Here is a 22,366-nt window from a genome sequence, read left to right as displayed (position 1 = left end):
TCCGCAGGGTTCGTCGCTCAGGGGGCTTTCGCGTCGGGCCAGGGCAGGTGCACGGTCGTACGGAAGACCGCGGTGTCACCGGACCCGGTGGAGACATTGTGCTCAATAGCGGCTTCGGCGTCACCACCGGTCCGACGGGCCCGCTCCCGGATACCCAACAGGCCGTTGCCCTCCGTGAACTCATCGGGCGTCGCCGGAGAGAGTTGGTTCACCGCGGTGATGTCGGCGCCGTGCTGCGGCGTGACGTCGATGTGGATGCGCAACGGCTCTCCGGGCGCGTGTTTGCGGGCGTTGGTGAGCAACTCCTGCACGATGCGGTAGCAATCGCGGCTGAACTCCGGATTCAGTGGGCCGGAGTCGTCGACGAAGAACGAGGCGGTGATGGGTGTCCCGGCCAACCGGGTCTCCTCCAACAACTGGGGCAGGTCGGCCAGACCCGGGAGCCCGTCGTGCAGTTCGGGAGTCTTCGGATCGCGCAGCACTGCCAGCAGGGCGCGCAGATCCGCGGCGGACTGCTGCGCGTTCTCCTGGACCACCCGGGCACTGCGGGCCAACGGCTCGTTGCCCTTCGCCTGCATCTCCAGGGCGCTGGCGTGCAGGTTCAGCAGGCTGAGGCGGTGCCCAAGGGCGTCGTGCACCTCGCGGGCCACCTCCTCGCGCTCCTGTTGGCGCAGCAACTGGGTGGTGAGTTCACCGCGTGCTTCTTCGGCGTCGCGTTCGGCCTGATGGCCCCGACGCCAATCCCGCACGAAGGCGGCGATACCGATCACCACCGCCGCGATCAACGCGGTCAAGGCGACCACCAGCCACCACGGGAAATCCTGCCCGTCGCGCATCGCCAGCACGTTGCGCCAGAACGACGTGTCGTGCGAGCGGTGCTGGGTGTCACGCCAGATCGACACGAAGATCGCCAGGATCGCCATTGCGGAGCAGCCGACCCGCCAGCCTCGGCGTACGTCGCTGATCAGGACGTTGAACATCAGGACGGTGGGGACCATCCCGCCCAGCGGCAACAGGATGGTCAGGATCGAGGCGATCAGGCTCAGCTGCACCGGCCAGCGGCCGCGCCATACCGTCAGGGCGGCCAGGATCAGGACCATCACGATTTCGACGCCCGTGACCACCGGGTCGACGTCCTTGGGCCAGTGGATCTCCAACTGCGGATTCTTCGCGGCGGTCGCGAGCAGCACAGCGAACAGCCCGGTCAACGCGCAGATGACCACGATGAGGACGGAGCGCGCGAGCCACCACTTGTCGGTGGGTCGGCCCGCCGGCGCCCGGTCCATGCTGTCCATAAGCAAACGTTAGGGGCTCTGTCGAATCCGACAGATCCACTCTTCGTGTCCTGCGGGCCTCCGCCGAACGATGGAGGCCGGAATGGGCGGTTCGGGGGGCGCGGCAGGTGGGTATATAGCGATGAAATGGCAGTACACCTGCGGAACCCACGGCTACCGCCATGCCCGTGCGCGAGCCCAGGTGCACAAACGTCCTGCGGCGTGTTTGGTTGGGTGACTAGCTGTAGTGCCCCGCCAGGTTGGGTACGCGGTCTGCGGGTGAGCCACCTTTGAGCGCGGTGTGTGCGCGGTGGTGATTGTAGATGTGCAGGAAGTCCTCGTACGCGGCGGCGCGTTCGGTCTCGCTGGTGTAGGGGCGGGCGTAGGCCCACTCCTCGGTCAGGGTCCGGTTGAACCGCTCGACTTTCCCGTTGGTTTTCGGGGTGTAGGGGCGGGTGCGTTTATGGGTGATCCCATGGTCCTGCAGCATGTTCCGGAATAGGTGGGAGCGGTAACAGGACCCGTTGTCGGTCATCACCCGGTCCGTGGTGATCCCGACCTGCGCGAAGTGCGCCACCGCCCGTTGCATGAACGCGGTCGCGGTCTCCTTCTTCTCATCGGCCAGGATCTCTGAGTAGGCGTACCGGGAGTGGTCATCGACCGCGTGGTGCAGGTAGGCATACCCCCGCCCACTGCTGGAGGTAGCACGGGAGTTAGCTTTCCCCGCAGCGCGGCCATGGACCCGGTGTCCACCCCCATCGGGGATGCGGCCCAGCTTCTTGATGTCCACGTGGACCAAATCACCCGGGGCGTCGCGTTCGTAGCGCACCACCTTTCGACGACCGGCCCGTACCGGGGCACCAGTGGCCGGGTCCGTCCAGGACAACCGAAGACACCGGTACCGGGTCAGGATGCGGTGCACCGTGGCCGGATTCATCCCCAGGTGGTAGGCGATCCGGGCCGGCCCCACCGCCGCGAAACCCGTAACCCCAGGACTCGCCGTTCCCGGCGCCTACTGGTGCGGTGCGGACATGACTGGGGCCGGCTGGGACGATCGCACATCCCCGCCGCACCATGCTGGCGGTACCGGGCCGCCCAGCGGTGCGCGGTGGTGACCGAGACCCCGAACCGGTCTGCGGCCCGCCGCAACGGCCACCCATCGTCCACCACGCACCGCGCCAGGCGCAGGCGACCAGTCGCAGAAAGCGGGGCATTAGCGTGGACCATGAGGACCTCCGGGTTTGGGGATGTGTTTGCTTCGTCGCTTCACACCTCACCCGGAGGTCTTCCTCAAGTCACGCCGACAGGCCGAGAACCGTTCCTAACGTCCCGGGGCAGTACAACTAGCCAGGGGGTTCATTCCGCAGGACTGAGGGAACGGGGGTAGCGTGCCTACGGTGCGCGCCCCCGTTCCTGCATCCAACGGCCGGGTGTCGTTCTGGTGGCAGCAACTCGGTGGTGGCGCCATCACCCGCCCGCGACTTTCCGGCTCCCGGTCCGCCGACGTGTGCATCGTCGGCGGCGGGTACACCGGGCTGTGGACTGCCTACTACCTCAAGCAGATTCAGCCGTCGTTGTCCGTCACCGTGCTCGAGCGGGAGTTCATCGGGTACGGCGCGTCCGGGCGAAACGGGGGCTGGTTGACTGCCGCTCTGCCCGGGTCACGAGGCGTGTTGGCCCGCTCCAGTGGCGAGGCCGGCGTGCTGGCGATGGAGCAGGAGTTGCGCGACCAGGTCGATGAAGTGATCGCGGTGTGCGCTCGCGAGGGGATCGACGCCGACATCGTCAAGGGCGGCGAACTGTCCGTCGCCACCTCCGAGCCGCAACTCGCGCGTCTGAAGGCCCACGTCGCCCCGCCGACGGAGGAATTGTCGGCCGCACAGGTCGCCTCACGGATCGCGATCGACGGTGCGCTGGGCGGGTCGTTCACGCCGCACTGTGCCCGCATCCAACCGGCCAAACTGGTTGTCGGCCTGGCGCGGGTCGTCGAAGCGGCCGGGGTGCAGTTGCTCGAAGACACCCCAGCGACCTCGCTTCGACCCGGTCAGGTCGGGACGCCGTACGGGACCGTCTCGGCGGGCACTGTCCTGCGCGGCACGGAAGGCTTCACCGCGGCGCTCGCCGGGCAGCGGCGTACCTGGCTACCGATGAACTCCTCGATGATCGCGACCGACCCTCTGCCCCAGTCGTTCTGGGACTGCGTCGGCTGGTCCGGGTACGAAGTTCTCGGCGACGAGGCCAACGCCTACATCTACGCCCAGCGCACCGCCGACGACCGGATCGCGATCGGTGGCCGCGGCGTGCCCTACCGCTTCGGGTCCCGCACCGACGTCGACGGGCAGACCCCGCAGCGCACCGTCGAGGAACTCTACGGGGCCCTCGTCCGGCTCTTCCCGGCCGCGCAAGGCATCGGCATCGCGCACGCCTGGTCCGGGGTGCTGGGTGTGCCGCGCGACTGGTCGGCAACCGTGACCTTCGATCCCGCGTCGCACGTGGGGTTCGCCGGCGGATACGTCGGGCACGGCGTGACGTCGTCGTCCCTGGCCGGGCGCACGCTGGCCGAGCTGGCGCTGGGGGTCTCCACTCGGCGTACCTCGTTGCCGTGGGTGAATCGCTCGGTGCGCAAGTGGGAGCCAGAACCGTTGCGCTGGTTAGGAGTTCACGGGATGTACGCCGCGTACCGGTTCGCTGATCGCCGTGAGTCGGCGACGGGTCGGCCCTCGCGAGTGGCTGCCGTCGCGGACGTCGTCTCCCGCCGGCCATAGTCTTTCGCCCATGGAATGGGCACCGCGGACCGTCGTGACGACCTCGCTGCAGATGACCTCGCCGGCGCAACTGCAGCCCGCTGGTCCAGCGCCCGATGGCGTGCGTTTCGAGCGGGTGGACGCCCCGACGCCGGAGTTCGTGCGGTGGCTCTATGCCGCGGTCGGCGGCCCGTGGACCTGGACCGACTGCATCCGCTGGACCCGGGATCAGTGGGTGAGCGATCTGGCGCTGCCCGGGACCGAGATCTGGGTGGCGTACGCCGATGGGGCACCCGCCGGGTACGTCCACCTGGGTGCGTCCACCGACGGCGATCCGCACGCGGTGGAGATCAAGTACTTCGGCTTGCTCGAGCACGCGATCGGCCGGGGGATCGGTGGCGCGTTGCTGACCCACGCCGTACGCCGGGCCTGGGAGTTGCCCGCCGACCACGGCCTGCCGCCCGCCCGCCGGGTGTGGCTGCACACCTGCTCCCTGGACGGGCCGGCTGCGTTGCCGAACTATCGCGCTCGCGGATTCGTGGATTTCGCTGAAGTCAGCAAGGAGGAAGTGGTTCCGGTGGAACCGCTCGGCACCTGGGTCTCGACCGGTGGACCGGTATAGCGGCTAGGGAAACCCGCGGGATCAGCCGAACAGGATCCCGGCCTCGTCCCACAGATCGCGCGGGACGGACTTCAACTCCGTCGTCGCGTCGTGCAGGTCGACCGTCGTGATCTCTTCCCCGTGCAGCGCGACCATGTGGCCCCACTTCTCCTCCATCACGGCATCGATCGCGGCGGTCCCGTAGCGGGTCGCCAGCACCCGGTCCCGCGCCGTGGGAACGCCGCCGCGCTGCAGGTGCCCCAACTGCACCGCCCGCGTCTCGATACCGGTCTTGCTCTCGATGATCGGTGCCAACTGCTCACCGATGCCGCCCAGACGCAGTCGGCCGTCGTTGCCCATCCCGCGGCTGGTGGTCTCACCCTCCTGGCCCAGCGGAGCGAATCCCTCGGCGACCACGATCACCGGCGCGCGGCCGCGGTTGTGCGCCTTGTTCACCCAGATGCAGATCTGATCGATCGACACCGGGAACTCCGGCAACAGCGACGCGTGGGCGCCACCAGCGATGCCTGCGTTTAGCGCGATCCAGCCGACGTGCCGGCCCATGACCTCCACGACCATGCACCGGTGGTGTGACTCGGCGGTGGTCCGCAGGCGGTCGATCGACTCTGTCGCGATCGCCACCGCGGTGTCGAAACCGAAGGTGTAATCCGTTGCCGCGACGTCGTTGTCGATGGTCTTCGGCACTCCGACCACGTGGATGCCGTCATCCGCCATCCGCTTGGCGGCGCTCAGGGTGCCCTCGCCGCCGATCGCGATGATGGCGTCGACCTCGTTGTCGTGCAGTTGCTCCTTGATGTTCTCCAGACCGCCGCGCTCGTAAGGGTTGCTCCGCGACGTGCCGAGGATCGTGCCGCCGACGAAGGACAGGCCACGAACCCGCTTGCGCGGCAGCGGGATCATGTCCCCTTCAGCCAGGCCCCGGTAGCCATCCAGGATGCCGGCGAACTTCACCCCGTAGATCTGATCGCCTTTGATCACGGCGCCGCGGATCACCGCGTTCAGGCCCGGACAGTCTCCACCGCTGGTCAGGATGCCGATTTTCATAGGCCTATCTTTACGGAGCGACCGCCCCTGGCGAAGGGTTTCCGACTGGTGGACCGGCAAACTGGCCCTGTGCCGCCGCTGCGAACCTGTCTGATCCTGCCCGTCCGAGCGGGCCGGGTACTGCTGGGCCACAAACTGCGCGGCTTCGGGGCCGGCAAGATCGTCGGGATCGGCGGAAAGGTCGAGCCGGGCGAGAGTCTGGAGCAGGCCGCCGTCCGCGAATTGGCGGAAGAGGCGGGTTTGATCGTCGACCCGGCCGACGCGCAGCTCGCGGCGTACCTGGACTTCCGTTTCCCCCACCGACCCGAGTGGGACATGACCAGCCAGGTGTTCGTCGTACGCCGATGGGCCGGCCAGGTGCGGGCCTGCGAGGAGATCCGCCCTGAGTGGTTCGCCGTGGACGCGCCGCCGTTTGCCCGGATGTGGGACGAGAACCGCGTGTGGCTACCGCATGTGTTGCGCGGCGAACGGGTCGAACTGCAGGCGACGTACGGCGCGGACAACGATCGGCTGACCGAGGTGAGTCTGCGGGTGGTCCAGCAGGTGACCCGGGGAGTGTGACGCAGGACACCCTACTGGTTGGTAGGGTAGGTCTCCTACTACACCTGTGGTGTCCTATTCACGACTGCGAGGTCCGTCATGGTTGCTCCGATCCACTACAGCCGCAAGGGCTCCGGCGAGCCGCTGGTGCTCATCCACGGCATTGGACACAACCGCTCCGCGTGGAGCGATGTGCCGGACCGGTTGGCCGACGAATTCGACGTGATCGCCATTGATCTGCCCGGCTTTGGGGAGTCGCGGCGGCTGGAGAAGCCGTTCAACGCGTCGTTGAAGAGTTCGGTCGACCGGCTGGAACTGTTCTTCGAGGAGCTCGGTCTGGACAAACCGCACGTCGCCGGCAACTCCCTGGGCGGTGCCTACGCCCTGGAGCTGGCCAAGCGCGGCAAGGTCGCCTCGGCCACGGCGTTCTCACCCGCCGGGTTCTTCCAGGTGCCCGGGTTCCTGTGGTGCGGCACGGTGCTGTTCTTCCTGAAGTTCTCCAGCTACACCCCGGCTCCGGCGGCCAAAGCGGTGCTGAAGACGCCGGTTGGTCGCTACGCCATCTTCGGCAGTCTCTACAAGCACCCGGAGAAGCTGGAGTTCGAGCACGCGTGGAGCGACGCCCAGCAGTTGCGCCGCGCTCGCGGCTTCTGGCCGGTGATCGCCCGCAGTTACACGCTCTTCCGCAGCAACAAGCCGGAGATCCTCACCAACGCGACCATTGCCTGGGGCGAGCAGGACTACCTGTTGCTGACCACGCAGGCCAAGCGGGCGCGGCGGATCCTGCCGCGCAGCAAGCACGTGACCATCCCCGACACCGGGCACATCACGATGTTCGACCACCCGGAACTCGCGGCCGACATCATCCGCGACACCGCGACTGCGGCGAGGGGCGAGGCGCCGCAGGAAGCGGTCGCCGCGTTGCGGGTCGCTTCCTGACCGCGATCAGGACAGGAAGTCCCGCCCGATCTGCGGCCACGCGGCCCGCTGCTCGGGCGTCGCCGCCACGAACACCGTGACGTCGTCCAGCAGGTCGGTGAGAGCCTCGGTCGTGCTCAACGGGTGACCCGGATCGTCGGTCCACGCCAGGATCAGGACCGGTTGCTGCAGCTGTGAAATCGCCTCGGGTGTGGGCAGATCCGTGCTCGCGGCGCCGCGCATCACACTGGGCAGCAGCTCATCGGTAATCGCGGGAGCAGGGACCACGAGACCGGCGCACGCCGGTGGAACCGGCTGCAGCGCGTTCATCGCGATCAGCCGCCGCACGCCGTACGTCTCGGCCAGATCCGCGGCCTGCCGGTAACCGTCGGCCTGGGCCGCCCGGGTCGCCCACGCGGTCGGCGGGATGGTGAGCACCAGCCGGCGGAAGCGGCCGGGCCCGCGCACCGCGGCATGCAAAAGTGTCGCGGTGCCCATCGAGGCACCGATGCCGTCCACGGGTTCCGCGGGACTGGTCTGGTCCAGGACCGTGAACAGGTCGGTGGCCAGGTTGCGCCAGTCGTAGTCCGCCGGCTGGGGCCGGCCGCTGGAGGCACCGTGCCCGCGCGCGTCGTACGCAATGACTCGGTGGCGGTCACTCAGCGCGGCGGGCCAGTCGGTGCCCACCGCCTGGTCGTTGGCGCGGCTGCCGGTGAGCCCATGCAGGACCACCACCGGCGGCCCCTCGCCGGTCACCGAGACGTCGAGTTCCGCTCCGTCGACTGGTACGCGCACGGGCCCAGAATAGGAGCATGAGCACCGGGCACCAGTACGTCGTGGATCTCACCTGGTCGGGCTCGACCGGTGCGGGGTACGAGCATTATTCGCGCAGCTACGAGATGACCACCGGGGGCACGCTCGGGCCGTTCTCGGCGGATCCGGCGTTCGGTGGCGATCCGGCGCTGGCCAATCCGGAGCAACTGTTGGTGATGGCAGCGGCCTCCTGCCAGTTGCTGTCGTTCCTGGCCGTGGCGGCGCGCTCGCGCGTTGATGTCATCGAGTACGCCGATCGCGCCGTTGGCGTGATGCCGCAACAGAGCGGGGGACCGATGTGGATCACTGCGATGACGCTGTCTCCGCGGATCACCGTCCGTGGGGACGTGCCGGACGCCAAACTGCGCCGGATGGTCGAAATCGGGCATCGAGAGTGTTTCATCGCGAATTCGGTGCGGACGGAGATTCAGGTGGCGCCGACCTTCCGCCAGTCGCCGGAGCCGACATAAGGACACACAACTGCCCGTAAGGTGACGTGCATGCCGCTGATCCCGCAACCGCCCGCCGTGGGCCGCCTCGACACCGCCGTCCACGAATGGATCACCCGGCACGACGTCCCGGCAAAGGTCGACACCGCGTTGGTCCGGTTGAGCGGCGCTGCGGACCACTCCAAATTGTGGTGCGTGACGGCGTTGGCGATGGTCCCGATGGGCCAGCGCGGCCGCAAAGCCTCACTGCGCGGGATCTTGTCGTTGGCCGTCTCCAGCGCGACGGCCAACGTGATCGGCAAGACCGTCTTCGGCGGTCCGCGTCCGCTGGCGAAGTCGGTGCCGCTGGCCCGACGGTTGATGAAACACCCCACGTCGGGGTCGTTCCCCTCCGGTCACTCCGCATCCGCAGCGGCCTTCGCGACGGGTGCGACCTTGGAATGGCCGGCCGCGGGGATCGTCCTTGTCCCGTTGGCCGCGGCCGTCTGCTACTCCCGCATCCACGTCGGTGCGCACTGGGTGTCCGACGTGGTCGGTGGTGCTGCCCTCGGGGCAGGGATCGCCGTCATCGGCAAGGTGGTCCTCCCCGGCAAACCACCGGGGGAGGCGCAGATCCCGGCGGGTCAGCCCGTTGAGTTGGCCCCGATCAAGGACGGCGAGGGCCTCTTCGTCGTCGTCAACCCGGGCTCGGGTGCGGAGCGGCGCAATGCTCCCGATCCGGTGAAGATCATCCGGGACCGCCTGCCGCAGACGCAGATCCACGAGTTGGCCAAGGGCGACGACCTGCCGCAACTGTTCCGCGACGCCGTCGACAACGGTGCCACCGCGATCGGGATGAACGGTGGCGACGGCTCGGTGTCCGCGGCCGCCACCGTCGCGATGGAGCGGGACGTGCCGTTGGTCGTCTTCCCCGGCGGCACCCTCAACCACTTCGCCAAAGCGGTCGGGCTCAGCGAATACGACACCGTGCTGGACGTGGTGCAGGCCGGCGACGGGATCGCGGTGACCACCGGGGTGCTGGAGATCGACGGCAAGCCCACGAACGCCGTACTCAACACCTTCTCCATCGGGGTCTATCCGGAGTTGGTCACCGAGCGCGAGAAGTACGAAAAGCGCTGGGGCAAGGGGCTGGCCGGGATGTACGCCGCGGGGAAGGTCTTGCGGCAGGCCCAGCCGTTGCCGCTCAACGTCAACGACCACGGCGGACAACGGTGGCTGCTCTTCGCCGGGATCAACCGCTACTTCCCCCGCACGCTCGCGCCGGTCGAGCGCAAGCGGCTCGACGACGGCGTGCTGGATGTCCGTGAGGCGCTGGTGAAGGGCCGCCGCAGCCGACTGAAGACTTTCCTCGAAGCGGCCGGTGGGTCGACCGCGGACCGGATTGCGCGGCGCACGCCCTATGTCCGCAAGCACCTGGGCGTCGAGGACTACACGGTGCAGGATCTGACCGTGACGTGGCCGCCGCGTGACCCTGCGGACGGCCCGGTGATCGTGGCGCACGACGGGGAGACGACGCAGGTGCCGCAGGACACGTACGCCGTGCGGCTGGCGGCCAAGCCACGTGGCCTGCGCGTGTACGCACCCAGCGCTCGCAACTGACTCGCCCCCTCCTAGCCTCTCCCGGCATGGGGTGGTGGGACGAGGGATAGATTGCTAGCATTCTGTCATGTCCAGCGAACGCGCCGCCGCTGACGGCAAGGTCCAGTTCAACGTCTACCTGCCGAAATCCCTGGTGACGGAGGTCAAGCACCGCGCGATCGATGACGGCAGCAGCCTCTCGACCCTCGTCGAGCGAGCGCTGCGTGCCTACCTCGAAGGAGATGGTCCCCGATGATTTCCGTCCAAGCGATCCGCTTCAGCGACGACGTCCCGGCGATGCAGCGATTCCTCGAGACGCTCGGCCTGTCGGCATCAGTGACCAGCGGCGACTGGGCCGTGATGGAGTCCGGCTCCGGTCAGGTGTTACTGCACGGCACCGCCAATGCGACCAGCGGCGCACAGTCCGGGGGGACCCAGCTGACCTTTGAAACTGACGAACTCGATTCTGTGACAAAGGAATTCGGTGTCACTCCGGTCGACGAGGCGTGGGGTCGGTCCCTCTTCCTCACCGACCCACTGGGGGCCGAAGTCGTGGTCAACGAGACCCAGACCGATCACTACGGGTACCAGCAGCACCAGGCCCACCCCGACGCGTCACTGGCGGTGGTGCCAGTCCGGTTCACCGATCCGCAGGGTGCGTACGCCGACTTCCTGACCCGACTCGGACTGCGCGCTGATGGTGACGACGCGGACTACCGGGCGTTCGTCGCCGATCAGTGCTCGGTGGGTCTGCACGTCGACCGGCCCGAAGAGTCACAGCAGTACGTCGCTGTCGGAGCCGGCGCGCAGGTGCACCTGACCTTCACCTCCACCGGCGACGTGCGCGCTCTTGGCGAGAAGCTGCGGGCGGCCGGGTACGCGGAGCTGCGCGTCGACACGACCTTCGGGACGATGATCGAGGTCACGGATCCGGACGGCCGCCTCGTGCAGGTGCATTGGGCCTGATGCGGCGCGTGCGAGGTTCGTCCGCCCCCGCGAGCTTTGGAAGCCGTTGCCCCACATTCCGCGAATTCATGGGTCAACCGGTTCCGAACCCGCTAGACGACAGCCTCGGGGCAACACTCCGCTTGGTCGACTGCCCGGCGCGACAGCAGCGGCGACTGCGGGGTCACCGGCACCAACTGCAGGAACCGCTGCACCAGCGGGCCGATGGCGATCGCATAAAGGACCGTGCCAAGGCCGACGCTGCCGCCCAGCAGCCAGCCGACCAGCAGCACCGTGCCCTCGATCAGCGTGCGGGCAACCCGGACTGACCACCCCCGCCGACGCACCACACTGGTCCACAGACCGTCGCGTGGTCCGGGCCCCAGACCAGCGCCGATGTAGAGCGCACCCGCCAGGCCATTGCCCACGACGCCGAACGCCAGGTAGCCGATCTGCAGGGGCAGCGCGTGCGCAGTCGGCAGCCAGCGGAGCGTGATGTCGGCGGCGGTGCCGATCAGCAGCACGTTCAGGACGGTCCCGATGCCCGGCTTCTGCCGCAGCGGTATCCAGGCCAGCAGGATGATCGCCCCGACCACGTTGACCGTCATCCCGAACGACAGCGGCCAGTGCTTGGCGAGCCCCTGGTGAAAGACGTCCCACGGGTCCAGGCCGAGGCCGGCGCGCACCATGAACGCCATCGTGACGCCGTACAGCCACAGTCCGATCACCAACTGGACCAGGCGTGCCGGGGCGTCATGCAGGTGCTTCATGATGACGATGGTGCGGCCAAGTGGCTACCAAATCAATAGCCACTTATGGAAAAGTGGCCCCATGGCGATCACGGCACGCACGCTCACGGCGATGCTCGGCACGCTCCCGGGCACCCGCTCGGCGTACCTCGAGCTCACCGATGCCCTGCGCCTGTTGATCGTCGACGGCCGCTTGACCGCGGGATCCCGACTACCTGGTGAGCGAGAACTGGCCGCTGCGCTAGGGCTGAGCCGCACCACCACGACGCGCGCCTATCAACAGCTGCGCGATGCCGGGTTCGCGACCGCCCGCCGTGGCTCCGGGACGGTCGTCACGCTCCCGCTGGCCGAGTCCGCCGCGAGCAGTCTGATCGTCGACTCGAGTGATCCGAGCGCTATCGCGTGGACCTACTCCGCGCCGCCCGCCCCTGCGGGCACCGCGCGTGCCTTCGAACGGGCCGCCGTCGCCCTGCCCGGGCTGTTGACCAGCACCGGTTACCTTCCCGACGGACTGCCGGCCCTGCGCGAAGCCATCGCCAGCACGTACGACGATCGCGGCCTGCCGACCGATCCGAGCCAGATCGTGGTGACGGCGGGAGCCATGGGTGCGATCTCCTTGGTGACGCGCACCCTCTTGCGGCGCGGTGACCGGGTGATCGCGGAGGGGCTGAGCTATCCGCACGGGATCGACGCCCTACGCGCTGCCGGTGCCCGGGTTGGTGCGCTACCGGTGCTGGAAACACCCTGGGCGACAGAGGAATTCGCTCAGCTGGCCGCTGGAGGTGCGCGGGCGGCGTACCTGATCCCGGAGTTCCACAACCCGACCGCCGCAGTCATGACGGCCACCCAGCGCGAGCAGATCGCGCGCAGTGCAACCCGGGACGCCGTGACCGTGATCGTGGATGAGTCACTGCATGCGGTCAACCTGGATGGTGCCGCCCTCCCGCCGCCCTATGCGACCTTCGATCCCGGCGCGATCAGCATCGGATCGTCCTCGAAGCCGTTCTGGGGCGGGCTGCGGGTGGGTTGGCTGCGCGCCCCCAAGCATCTGGTGATGCCGTTGATCCAGACCCGGATGGCAAGCGATCTGGGCGCCTCGGCCTTCGACCAACTCGTGGTCACCGAATTGCTCACCGAGGGCGGTCAGACCGCAGCGAGTGGGCGTGCCCGGTTGCGCAGCGGTCGGGACCTGCTGTTGTCGCTCCTGGCCCACCGGCTTCCGGAGATCGAAACCTACTGTCCTGCAGGCGGGTTGAATATCTGGGTTCGGTTGCCCATCGCAATGTCCAGTGCACTGGTCGCCGAAGCGGCCCATCGCGGACTGCTGCTGACGCCGGGCCCACGCTTCTTCACCCAACCGGGCCAGGCGGGCGAACGTTACCTGCGGTTGCCCTTCGTGACCGGATCGGTGCAACTGACCGAGGGCGTGCGCCGGCTGGCGGATGCCTACGCCGCGGTCCGTGACGGTGCCCACGGACGTGGCGGCAGGGCCTGCAGCGGTCTCGACCTGATCGCGTGAGCGTCAGGCGGTCGGCAGGGACAGTGCCTGCCATGCCGCGAACCCGCCGACGACGTCGGTAGCTCGCGAAACTCCCAGCCGCAGAAGGGAATCTGCCGCCAGGGACGATGTGAAGCCCTCCTGGCACAGCACGATGACCCGCGCGTCATAGGAGGCCTGCGGCAACCGAGCGTCGTGACGGGGGTCGAAACGCCACTCCAGCACGTTGCGTTCGATGACCAGCGGGGACAGCGACGGGTGGATCTCGCCCTCCGCCTGGCGCTGGGCCGCGGGTCGGATGTCGACCAGGATCCCGCGCTGCCAGAGCAGCTCCTGGTACGCCGCGCGTGGGCTCAACCGGTCCAATCGGCTTCTGGCGTCGGCCAACTGGTCGTCAACACCGTCGTAGGTGGGTGCGAACGCCCCTCGCCCTGAGCGACGGAACAGCTCGGTGTGCAGTGCGGTGATCGTCGCGGCGCTCACCAGTCGTCTCCGTCCCGATCGACACCGGTGACCCACAAATCGCCGTCGCGCAGGTCGTAGCGAGTCATGGCGTCGAGCACCGGCGAATACGCGTGCACCGAAACCGCCGGTTCGGTCGAGGTGTTGCGCACGTCGTGGATGTGCGCGGCGGTGAACGGTCGGCCGACGCCGGGTCGTTGCTGGCGCACCTGCTCACCCGAGCGCCACCAGTGCTCGGTGAGAGTGCCGCTGATCGTCAGGAAGGCGCCGCTGGCCGCGCCGTGGTCGTGCCAACCGGTGGCCGAACCGGCCGGCCAGTAGATCCCCCACACCTGGACGCGCGAGGTCCGAGCCAGCTGGTGCCAGCGGCGGCCGGACTCGTCGCCGTCGGCGTTGGCGAACGATGCCAGACGGGGTTCGTCGGCGAACAGGTGGGTGATCGAGAGCAACTGGCGGGGTGTGAGGGCAGCAGAGGTGTGCAGGGCGGGGGCGAGGGACATGGCGGTTCTTTCCGGGTCGAGGTGTACGGCGTGGGGTCAGGACACGACGTACGGACACTCGATCTGGCCGCGAGCCAGGGTCCACCGGGACGGAACGGCGAGGCGGCCAACTCCACTGGCTCGGTAGGACATAACGCAAGGTTACTGATGACATAACAACAACGCAAGCGGTTTCGGCGACGTGGCGGCACGTTGGTCGCGGCGCGGCCCTTGGCCCGCTCTGCCGTGACATGCTCGCCTTATGAGTCCGACTGCTCGCCGGAAGGCGGCCACCCACGCACCCCAGCCCGCGACGTTGTTGATCCTCGGCGCTGGTGGCGACCTGACCCATCGGCTGCTCCTGCCCGGCCTGGCCAGCCTGTTGATGGTCGAGGACGACCGCGACGTGCGGGTGATCGGCGCGGACCGTGCCGCCAAGACCGCCACGCAATGGCGGGCCCTGATGAAGGACTCGTTCGATGCTGCGGGCGCGCCGGCAAAGGTGTTGCGTCGAGCGCAGAAAGGCACGAAGTATCTCGAGGCCGACCTGTTGGACCCCGATCACCTGCAGAGCGTGATCGACGAGTGCGCCACCGGGAGCCCGTTGGTCATCTTCTTCGCGTTGCCGCCGGCGGTGACGGCCAAGATCTGTGACCTGCTGCAGAACATCGAGTTGCCGCATCCGACCCGCCTGGCGTTGGAGAAGCCGTTCGGCACCGACGCGCGCAGTGCGCACACGTTGAACCAGACGCTGCTGCGGGTCGTCCCGGAGAGCCAGATATTCCGGGTGGACCACTTCCTCGGGGTCTCCACCGTCCTGAACCTGATCGGTCTGCGCTTCTCCAACCGGCTGCTCCAGCCGGTGTGGAACTCCGAATCGATCGAACGCGTCGAGATCGTCTACGACGAGGCGCTGGCCCTCGAAGGCCGTGCCGGCTACTACGACACCGCCGGTGCGCTGAGGGACATGCTGCAATCACACCTGCTGCAGGTGATGGGCTTGTTCGCGATGGAATCCATCGCCACGCTCGAGCCGACCGAGGTGCACGACCAGATCGTCCAAGCACTGCGTGCCACCAGGGTGTGGGGAAACAATCCGCGCCGGGCCGGCAAGCGGGCGCGCTACACCGCCGGCAAGATCGGTGATCGCAAGATCCCCTCCTACGTCAACGAGAAGGGCGTCGATCCGGCACGTAACACCGAGACCCTCGCCCAGTTGACGTTGGAGATCAACAACAACCGGTGGAAGGGTGTGCCGATCACGCTGCGCAGCGGCAAAGCGTTGGGCGTTGCTCGTAAACAGATCGTCGCCTACTTCCGTGAAGTCCCCCACGTGCCAACGGGATTCAGCGGTACCGAAGCAGCCGACCGGCTGGTCATCGATCTCAAGCCGGGCGCCGTGACGTTCGTGCTGTCGATGAACGCCGAGGGTGGCCCCTACGACTTGGAGCAGAAGGAGTTGCGAGCCGAGTTGGCGCCGGGCCGGATGCAGCCGTACGGCGAGATCCTGGCCGACATCCTCGATGGCCAGACGCTGTTGTCTGTGCGTGGCGATGCTGCCGAGGAATGCTGGCGGATCGTGCAACCGGTGTTGAAAGCCTTCAGCGACAACAAGATCCCGCTGGAGGAGTATCCCGCCGGATCGGACGGACCGTCTGGCTGGCTGCCCGCATAGTTACGACCGACGAATGTTCTACATGTGAAACATTCGCCAGTAGGCTGTGCTCATGCGCACGATCAAGCGTCGGGAGTTGAGCCACCACTCCGGTGCCATCCTCGACGAGGTCATCAAGACCGGCGAGCCCGTGCGGGTAACCAATCGTGACGGCGAGGCTGTGATCATCTCGAAGGAGCCGGTCTCGCTCTACGAGCAGTGGGCACGTGACGGTTTGATTGAGGCAGCGACGCCGAGTGGGGTCGCGTGGGCCGATCTGCCGACGTTGCACACGGACCTCGACATCCATGACGTTTTGGACGAACTCCGCGGCGACTACTGACGTGCTCTATCTGGACACATCGGCCTTTCTCGATCGGCTGTTCCGGCAGAAAGACCATGGTGCGGTGACCGATGCGCTGATGGCTGCGCAGCGGGCCGGTGAACCCGTGGTCTCATCGCGGCTGCTTCGTCTCGAGGCGCGCCGCACCCAGCTGCGGGTCGGCGCAGATTGGCCCGCCATGGACCGTCAAGTCCGTGAGCTGCACCTTCTCCCCGTTAACGAAGACGTGTGGCGTGCGGCGTTCGACATCGAGGTCCACGTGAAGACGCTGGATGCACTACATCTAGCCACCTGCCGACTTGTGGGGGCTCGGCTGCTCTCCAGCGACGAGCAATTGCGCAGTGCTGCTGCGGCGTTAGGTGTGCCGATTGCCTGACCTGGCAGCTGGCACGGGTAGGTCTGGAGGGCCCGAGGGCCGCGCGGGTCACCGGCGTAACAACGCTGCCGATCGGCGTACGACGGGATGGTCGGCCAGATCGGCGACCGACGCCTGACCGTCGGCGACCTTCACGAACTGTCGCCACGCCCACGGGCTCGCGCGCAGCAGCTGGTGCACGAGGCCCGGGTGGCGCTCGAACGTGCGCAATGCCGTTGCGCCAGCGTTCATTTCGCGACCGAGCGTGGTCTGGATCTGGTGTGCGTACGCCGCCTGGACCGCTCCGGGATCGCCTGACCTGGCCAGTGCGGCAGCGGCCGCACCGGCGAGTCCACCCGATCGCACCGCGTAGGAGATGCCTTCCCGCGTCCACGGTTCGAGCAGTCCCGCGGCGTCGCCGGCCAGCAGAATCCGACCGGCGCCGAGCGGCGAGTCAGCGGTGCGGCACCGGGTGAGATGGCCGCTGCTGATCCGCTCCGGCAGGTCCTGCATGCCGAGGCGGGCGACGAAGTCCGCCAGATAGGCCCGCGTTGCATCGGGCCGCCCCTTGCTGTCGATGACCCCGACCGTGAGACCGCGTCGCTTGGCGAACACCCATCCGTAGGAGCCGGGTTCGGGGCCCCAGTCGATCTGGATCCGACCGATCCATTCTTCGGGGATCTGCGAACCGAGTTCGACTTCCAGGCCGAGGTCGGTCTGGGCGATGCGGACGCCGACGGTCCGGCCCAGCCGGCTGGTCGACCCATCGGCCCCCACCACCGCGCGGGCGAACACCGGTCCTTCTGCGGTGGCCAGGGACACGAGGTCGTCGTCCTGGGTGACCCCGGAGACCGCGACGCCGAGGCGGGTCGCAACCCCTCGGCGTACTGCGACATCCAACAGCGCGGCGTCGAATTCCGAGCGGTCCACGAGGGTCAGGAAGGTCGCGGGTGCCTGCCGCGTGACCGGTTTGGTGCCGCGAAGGGTGAAGGTCGCCGTACGCACCCGCTGCTGCACCGGAAGGCGCAGGTCCGGCGGCAGGTTCGCCAGGGTGACACCGATCAGGCCGCCGCCGCAGGTTTTGTACCGTGGAAAGACGGCACGGTCGAGCAGCACGGTCCGGGCACCGGCCTGCGCTGCCACGCGGGCGGCGCTGGACCCGGCCGGACCGCCGCCGACCACGGCGACGTCGAAGATCTCGTCGGTCACGACGCCAGATCCTAGAAGGAAGAAGGTCAGCAGATCAGGATGTGATGCACTACACACCGAGAGCCGGATGTGGTCTACTACACACGTAGTAACCACACCGTAACCATCGAGGAGTCCTTGCATGTCCCAGGTTCTGGACACCGCCGAGTCGGCGGCGCAGGTCGAAGAGCACGACATCGTCATCATCGGCGCCGGTTTGTCCGGTATCGACGCCGCGTACCGGGTGCAGACGCAGAACCCGGGCAAGGACTACGTCATTCTCGAGGCCCGCTCGGCCCTGGGGGGGACCTGGGACCTGTTCCGCTATCCGGGGGTGCGCTCCGACTCCGACATGTACACGCTGGGTTTCCCCTTCGAGCCGTGGCCCGGACCGGATGCCATCGCCGACGGGGACAAGATCCTGAAGTACCTGCAGGACACCGCCAGTAAGTACGGCATCGACGAGCACATCGTCTACGACTCCAAGGTCACCGATGCGGCCTGGGACAGCGCCGACGGGCATTGGACGCTGGAGGTGACCGGCGCGAGCGGCAGCCGCACGGTGCGGACGAAGTTCGTCTACTGGAGCGGCGGTTACTACAGCTACGACAACCCCAACAACCCGACCTTCCCCGGGCAGGAGTCGTTCGAGGGCACGATCGTGCACCCGCAGTTCTGGCCCGAAGACCTGGACTACGAGGGCAAGCGGGTCATCATCATCGGCTCCGGCGCAACCGCGATCACGTTGGCGCCGTCGATGGCCAAGCGCGGCGCCGAGGTCACGATGCTGCAGCGTTCGCCCAGCTACGTGATCACCCAGCCGGGCAAAGACCCGATCGCGCTGTCGCTGAAGAAGCTCGAGGGCAAGCTGGGCAAGGAGAAGGTCTACAACATCGTCCGGATGCGGTACGCCGGGATGACCCTCGGGTTCTACGAGTTCACCCGCCGCGCGCCGAAGCTCGCAACCAAGGTCCTGCTGAACCAGGTCAAGGCCCAGCTCGCGGGCAGCGGCGTCGACATGAAGCACTTCACGCCGCGCTACAAGCCGTGGGACCAGCGCGTCTGTGTGGTGCCGAACGCCGACCTCTTCCGGGAGATCCGCAGCGGCCGGATGAGCGTCGTCACCGACACCATCGATTCCTTCGTGCCCGAGGGCATCCGGATCTCCAGCGGTGAAGTGCTCAAGGCCGACATCATCGTCACCGCGACGGGCTTGCGGATGCAGCTCGGCGGTGGGATGACCCTGAAGGTCGACGGGCAGGAAGTGGATCTGGCCGACCGCTTCGCCTACCGCGGCGCGATGATCGAGGGAGTTCCGAACCTGGCGATCTGTGTGGGGTACATCAACTCCTCGTGGACGCTGCGGGCGGACATGCTGGCGCAGTTCTTCACCACGTTCGTCAACCACGTCGACAACGGTGGCTACTCGTTCGGGTACCCGGTCAACTCCGGTGCTCCGATGGAGCCGCTGCCCTTCATGGACGCGACCTCGACCTACATCCAGCGCGACATCTGGGACTTCCCGAAGGTCGGCGCGCGGGATCCGTGGGCGGTCAAGCAGAACTTTTTCTCCGAGCGCAAGACGCTGGGCAAGAAGAACGTCACCGACGACATGGTCTACGTGCGCGCCGGCGAGGCCCGCAAGCCCGCCGACGACGTTCACACCGGCGTAACCCAGCCCGAGTCGGTGCCTGCCTAAACTGGCGACTTGACCTCACTACGTATCGCCCTGGCCTCTTACCGGAGCAAAGAACACTCCGGTGGCCAGGGCGTTTACGTGCGCAACCTGTCCCGGGAGTTGACCGCGCTCGGCCATCGGGTCGAGGTGTTCTCCGGTGCGCCGTACGCCGTCCTGGACTCCGGCGTGAAGCTCACCAAGGTGCCGGGGCTGGATCTCTACCGCCCCGAGGATCCGTTCCGCCGACCCGGGCTGCGCGAGTTCCGCTCGGACCTGGACGTGCTCGAATACGCCACGATGTGTACGGCGGGTTTCCCCGAGCCGCGTGTCTTCGGCTTGCGCTTGGAGCGGCTGATGCGCTCGCGGCTGGGCGATTTCGACCTCCTGCACGACAACCAGACGTTGGCGCCTGGCGTGTTGCGGCTGCACCGGCGCGGGCTGCCGTTGCTGACCACGATCCATCACCCGATCACGGCCGACCGGAAGCTGGAACTGGCGCACGCGCGAGGTTGGCAGCGGATCACCAAACGCCGGTTCTACGACTTCGTGTGGATGCAGCGCCGGGTGGCGCGGCAACTGCCCGCCGTCCTCACGGTGTCCGAGACCTCGAAGGTGGATATCGAGCGCGACTTCCAGGTGGCCCCGGAGCGGATCGCGGTGGTCCCGGTCGGTGTCGACGTGGACGTCTTCGCGCCCCCTGCCGCGCCTCGCGTCGAGGGGCGGTTGGTCACGGTCGCCAGTGCCGACGTACCACTGAAGGGTTTGTCGGTGCTGATCGCGGCGTTGGCCCGGCTGGACCCGGCTGTGTGGCGGGAGTTGATCGTGGTCGGGTCGCCGTCAGACCGGACCAACAAGCAACTCGCCGACGCCGGGCTGTTGGACCGGGTGTCCTTCCGCAGCGGGCTTCCGGAGCCGGAGTTGGCGACGCTTCTCGCGTCGGCGCAGGTGCATGTGGTGCCGTCGCGCTACGAGGGGTTCTCGTTGCCAGCGGTCGAGGCGATGGCCTGCGGGACCCCGCTGGTCGCCTCATCGGTGGGTGCGTTGCCGGATCTGATGGGCCGTTCACCGTCTGCGGCGGGCGTGCTGGTGCCGCCCGGTGACCCAGCCGCGCTGGCAGACGCGCTGGCGGCTCTGGTGGCAGCCCCGGAACGACGGGCGGCCATGGGGGCGGTGGGCCGGCGCCGCGCAGTCGACACCTACAGTTGGCGGGCCGTGGCGCGGCAGACGGTCGCGCAATACCTCGCGGCGATCTCGGCGCAACAGGGGAGTTCACGATGATCACCATCGACTACGACACGTTCGACGTGCAGCCGGGGATGAGTTTCCTGGACGTGGGTGCGGGCCAGGGCCGACACTCGTACGCCGCGCTGCGCCGGGGTGCCAACGTCACCGCCTTCGACATGAACGAGGCCGATCTGGCGGATGTGAAGTCGATGTTCGGGGCGATGGAGCTCGAGGGGGAGGTGCCTGCAGGGGCTTCTGCGACAGTGCAGCACGGGGATGCGCGGGCGATGCCGTTCCCTTCCGAGTCTTTCGACCGGGTGCTCGCGTCAGAGATCCTGGAGCACATCCACGAGGACGAGGCCGCGATCGCCGAGATCGCTCGCGTGACCAAACCCGGCGGGCGGGTCGCCGTCACCGTGCCGCGCAACTGGCCCGAGCAGGTCTGCTGGAAGCTGTCCGATGAGTACCACGAGGTCGAAGGCGGCCACATCCGGATCTATCAGGCCAGCGACCTGGTCGCAAAGCTCACGGCAGCCGGGCTCACGCCGTACAAAACGGAGCACGCGCACGCCCTGCACGCGCCGTACTGGTGGCTCAAATGCGCGGTCGGGCCGGACAACGAGAACTTCGCCACGCGTGGCTATCACAAGCTGTTGGTGTGGGACATGATGAAGGCGCCCGCGCTGACCCGGGTCAGTGAGCGGGTGTTGAACCCGGTCCTCGGCAAGAGCTTCGTCGTCTACCTGACCAAGCCGTGACCTTCGCCGTCCCTGGTGTGCTCAGCACCGAACAGGTCTGTCGCACAGGGGAGTTCATCGCCTCTCTGCAGACTGCCGACGGCGCGATCCCGTGGTTCGAGGATGGTCACGTGGATCCGTGGGACCACATCGAATCGGCGATGGGACTGACGGTCACCGGTCACCTGGTGCAGGCGGCGGCGGCGTATCAGTGGTTGATCGACACGCAACGGCCGGATGGGTCCTGGCCGATGTCGGTGCGCGACGGTGTGGTGCTGGACGCGGCTGCGGACACCAACCAGTGCGCCTACATCGCGGTCGGAGCGTGGCACTTCTACCTGGTGACCGGTCGGATCGACGCGTTGACGTGGATCTGGCCAACGGTGGAGAAGGCACTGAACTTCGTGGCCCGTGCGCAGCGACCCGACGGCGAACTGGCCTGGGCGGCAGGGGAAGACGGTGGTTTCGTCGACGGCGCTCTGCTCACCGGGTGTTCGAGTGCGTGGCAGGCGTTGCGCTGCGGTGAATTGATCGCGCACGCAGTGGGAGTGGACCGACCGCGGTGGCGCTGGTCGGCGAACGTGCTGGCCGAAGCGATCTGCGAGCGACCGGCAGTATTCCTGGACAAGTCGCGGTTTTCGATGGATTGGTACTACCCGGTGCTGGCGGGGGCCTTGCGCGGGCCTTCGGCGGTTTCGCGGCTGCGCGACTCGTGGGAGCGCTACGTGATGGCGGGCGAGGGCGTGCGCTGCGTGGACGACGAGCCGTGGGTGACTGCGGCGGAGACCGTCGAGTGTGTCGTCGCGCTGGATGCGATCGGTGAATCTGACTCTGCTTTGGAGCTTTTCGCCGATATTCAGTCACTGCGTGATGAGCAGACCGGTGGCTACTGGACGGGACGCAACGTGGTGAACGACCAGGTGTGGCCCGTGGAGCAGACCTCGTGGACAGCGGCTGCGATGGTGCTCGCCGGCGACGCACTGGTCGGTGCGACCGGTGGCGCCTCGTTGTGGCGGGACCTGGGGCTCGGCCCCTCGGCCGACCGGGGCAGGGAGGCGGTGAGTTGACCGAC

23 protein-coding genes and 1 pseudogene are annotated in these 22,366 nt (G+C 67.7%); 16 read left to right on the top strand and 8 right to left on the bottom strand.

Annotated elements, in window-relative coordinates; translation table 11 throughout:
• Positions 1 to 17 precede the first annotated feature (17 nt).
• Both DR843_RS15360 and DR843_RS15355 read right to left on the bottom strand, forming a co-directional pair.
• The gene (locus DR843_RS15360) at positions 18 to 1,295 is read right to left on the bottom strand and encodes a sensor histidine kinase (protein WP_109687204.1); all 1,278 of its coding nucleotides are present in this window, start codon (positions 1,293 to 1,295) and stop codon (positions 18 to 20) included.
• Between the two features lie 217 nt (positions 1,296 to 1,512).
• Positions 1,513 to 2,501 (bottom strand): annotated as a pseudogene (locus tag DR843_RS15355) (IS481 family transposase).
• Between the two features lie 170 nt (positions 2,502 to 2,671).
• Here DR843_RS15355 and DR843_RS15350 point away from each other — a divergent pair.
• Positions 2,672 to 4,039 carry an NAD(P)/FAD-dependent oxidoreductase gene (locus DR843_RS15350; RefSeq protein ID WP_109687202.1) on the top strand — a complete coding sequence of 456 codons (1,368 nt, stop codon included), beginning with the start codon at positions 2,672 to 2,674 and terminating at the stop codon, positions 4,037 to 4,039.
• Between the two features lie 10 nt (positions 4,040 to 4,049).
• Positions 4,050 to 4,640, top strand: coding sequence for a GNAT family N-acetyltransferase (locus DR843_RS15345; RefSeq protein ID WP_109687200.1), 591 nt, complete (start codon positions 4,050 to 4,052; stop codon positions 4,638 to 4,640).
• A gap of 21 nt (positions 4,641 to 4,661) precedes the next feature.
• On the opposite strand, the gene DR843_RS15340 is transcribed toward DR843_RS15345, so the two are convergent.
• A complete protein-coding gene (locus tag DR843_RS15340) occupies positions 4,662 to 5,684 on the bottom strand; it encodes an ATP-dependent 6-phosphofructokinase (protein WP_109687198.1) in 1,023 nt (340 codons plus the stop codon).
• Between the two features lie 69 nt (positions 5,685 to 5,753).
• On the opposite strand from DR843_RS15340, the gene DR843_RS15335 reads away from it, so the two are divergent.
• On the top strand, positions 5,754 to 6,245 hold the full coding sequence (locus DR843_RS15335) for an 8-oxo-dGTP diphosphatase (protein ID WP_109687196.1): 492 nt from the start codon (positions 5,754 to 5,756) through the stop codon (positions 6,243 to 6,245).
• Between the two features lie 78 nt (positions 6,246 to 6,323).
• Positions 6,324 to 7,163, top strand: a complete 840-nt coding sequence (locus tag DR843_RS15330) for an alpha/beta fold hydrolase (RefSeq protein ID WP_109687194.1) — start codon at positions 6,324 to 6,326, stop codon at positions 7,161 to 7,163.
• 6 nt (positions 7,164 to 7,169) lie between these two features.
• Here the strand turns inward: DR843_RS15330 and DR843_RS15325 are convergent, their stop codons facing one another.
• Positions 7,170 to 7,937 carry an alpha/beta fold hydrolase gene (locus DR843_RS15325; protein ID WP_109687192.1) on the bottom strand — a complete coding sequence of 256 codons (768 nt, stop codon included), beginning with the start codon at positions 7,935 to 7,937 and terminating at the stop codon, positions 7,170 to 7,172.
• A 17-nt stretch (positions 7,938 to 7,954) separates the two neighbouring features.
• Between DR843_RS15325 and DR843_RS15320 the strand changes: the two genes are divergently transcribed.
• The 4 genes from DR843_RS15320 to DR843_RS15305 all read left to right on the top strand — a co-directional run bounded on the left by DR843_RS15320 (position 7,955) and on the right by DR843_RS15305 (position 10,948).
• Positions 7,955 to 8,425, top strand: a complete 471-nt coding sequence (locus DR843_RS15320; protein WP_109687190.1) for an OsmC family protein — start codon at positions 7,955 to 7,957, stop codon at positions 8,423 to 8,425.
• A gap of 30 nt (positions 8,426 to 8,455) precedes the next feature.
• Entirely contained in the window at positions 8,456 to 10,003 is a 1,548-nt protein-coding gene (locus DR843_RS15315) for a bifunctional phosphatase PAP2/diacylglycerol kinase family protein (protein ID WP_109687188.1), read from the top strand.
• 67 nt (positions 10,004 to 10,070) lie between these two features.
• Entirely contained in the window at positions 10,071 to 10,238 is a 168-nt protein-coding gene (locus DR843_RS15310; RefSeq protein WP_109687187.1) for a ribbon-helix-helix domain-containing protein, read from the top strand.
• Positions 10,235 to 10,948 carry a VOC family protein gene (locus DR843_RS15305; RefSeq protein WP_109687185.1) on the top strand — a complete coding sequence of 238 codons (714 nt, stop codon included), beginning with the start codon at positions 10,235 to 10,237 and terminating at the stop codon, positions 10,946 to 10,948. The genes DR843_RS15310 and DR843_RS15305 overlap by 4 nt, the downstream gene beginning before the upstream one ends.
• Positions 10,949 to 11,040: 92 nt before the next feature.
• Here DR843_RS15305 and yczE read toward each other — a convergent pair whose 3' ends face one another.
• Entirely contained in the window at positions 11,041 to 11,697 is a 657-nt protein-coding gene (yczE, locus tag DR843_RS15300; protein ID WP_170119889.1) for a membrane protein YczE, read from the bottom strand.
• A gap of 61 nt (positions 11,698 to 11,758) precedes the next feature.
• Between yczE and yczR the strand changes: the two genes are divergently transcribed.
• Entirely contained in the window at positions 11,759 to 13,195 is a 1,437-nt protein-coding gene (gene yczR, locus DR843_RS15295; RefSeq protein ID WP_170119888.1) for a MocR-like transcription factor YczR, read from the top strand.
• Between the two features lie 3 nt (positions 13,196 to 13,198).
• On the opposite strand, the gene DR843_RS15290 is transcribed toward yczR, so the two are convergent.
• Both DR843_RS15290 and DR843_RS15285 read right to left on the bottom strand, forming a co-directional pair.
• Positions 13,199 to 13,657, bottom strand: a complete 459-nt coding sequence (locus tag DR843_RS15290; protein WP_245934148.1) for a rhodanese-like domain-containing protein — start codon at positions 13,655 to 13,657, stop codon at positions 13,199 to 13,201.
• Positions 13,654 to 14,136: a cysteine dioxygenase gene (locus tag DR843_RS15285; RefSeq protein ID WP_109687181.1), complete on the bottom strand. Its 483-nt coding sequence runs from the start codon at positions 14,134 to 14,136 to the stop codon at positions 13,654 to 13,656. Before DR843_RS15285 ends, DR843_RS15290 begins: the two co-directional genes overlap by 4 nt.
• A gap of 241 nt (positions 14,137 to 14,377) precedes the next feature.
• On the opposite strand from DR843_RS15285, the gene DR843_RS15280 reads away from it, so the two are divergent.
• Genes DR843_RS15280 through DR843_RS15270 form a run of 3 tightly spaced genes read left to right on the top strand, consistent with a single transcriptional unit; the run spans position 14,378 to position 16,488 of the window.
• On the top strand, positions 14,378 to 15,790 hold the full coding sequence (locus tag DR843_RS15280) for a glucose-6-phosphate dehydrogenase (protein ID WP_109687179.1): 1,413 nt from the start codon (positions 14,378 to 14,380) through the stop codon (positions 15,788 to 15,790).
• Between the two features lie 52 nt (positions 15,791 to 15,842).
• Entirely contained in the window at positions 15,843 to 16,112 is a 270-nt protein-coding gene (locus DR843_RS15275; protein WP_146202596.1) for a type II toxin-antitoxin system Phd/YefM family antitoxin, read from the top strand.
• A gap of 1 nt (position 16,113) precedes the next feature.
• Positions 16,114 to 16,488 (top strand): type II toxin-antitoxin system VapC family toxin, encoded by a 375-nt coding sequence (locus DR843_RS15270; RefSeq protein WP_170119887.1) that lies wholly within the window; start codon positions 16,114 to 16,116, stop codon positions 16,486 to 16,488.
• A 48-nt stretch (positions 16,489 to 16,536) separates the two neighbouring features.
• On the opposite strand, the gene DR843_RS15265 is transcribed toward DR843_RS15270, so the two are convergent.
• Entirely contained in the window at positions 16,537 to 17,676 is a 1,140-nt protein-coding gene (locus tag DR843_RS15265) for a geranylgeranyl reductase family protein (RefSeq protein ID WP_211310259.1), read from the bottom strand.
• 121 nt (positions 17,677 to 17,797) lie between these two features.
• Here DR843_RS15265 and DR843_RS15260 point away from each other — a divergent pair, with 121 nt between their 5' ends.
• The 4 genes from DR843_RS15260 to DR843_RS15245 are packed head-to-tail and all read left to right on the top strand — an operon-like array spanning position 17,798 to position 22,361.
• Positions 17,798 to 19,354 carry a flavin-containing monooxygenase gene (locus DR843_RS15260; protein WP_109687172.1) on the top strand — a complete coding sequence of 519 codons (1,557 nt, stop codon included), beginning with the start codon at positions 17,798 to 17,800 and terminating at the stop codon, positions 19,352 to 19,354.
• A 9-nt stretch (positions 19,355 to 19,363) separates the two neighbouring features.
• Positions 19,364 to 20,611, top strand: a complete 1,248-nt coding sequence (locus DR843_RS15255; protein WP_109687170.1) for a glycosyltransferase family 4 protein — start codon at positions 19,364 to 19,366, stop codon at positions 20,609 to 20,611.
• Positions 20,608 to 21,315 (top strand): class I SAM-dependent methyltransferase, encoded by a 708-nt coding sequence (locus DR843_RS15250; protein WP_109687168.1) that lies wholly within the window; start codon positions 20,608 to 20,610, stop codon positions 21,313 to 21,315. Before DR843_RS15255 ends, DR843_RS15250 begins: the two co-directional genes overlap by 4 nt.
• Positions 21,312 to 22,361, top strand: coding sequence for a prenyltransferase/squalene oxidase repeat-containing protein (locus DR843_RS15245; protein ID WP_109687166.1), 1,050 nt, complete (start codon positions 21,312 to 21,314; stop codon positions 22,359 to 22,361). The genes DR843_RS15250 and DR843_RS15245 overlap by 4 nt, the downstream gene beginning before the upstream one ends.
• Positions 22,362 to 22,366: the final 5 nt, after the last annotated feature.

Source organism: Branchiibius hedensis (assembly GCF_900108585.1).
GTDB classification, from domain to species: Bacteria; Actinomycetota; Actinomycetes; order Actinomycetales; family Dermatophilaceae; genus Branchiibius; species Branchiibius hedensis.
The sequence above is the reverse complement of the archived record's forward strand: the minus strand, read 5'-3'. Positions and strand labels throughout refer to the sequence as shown.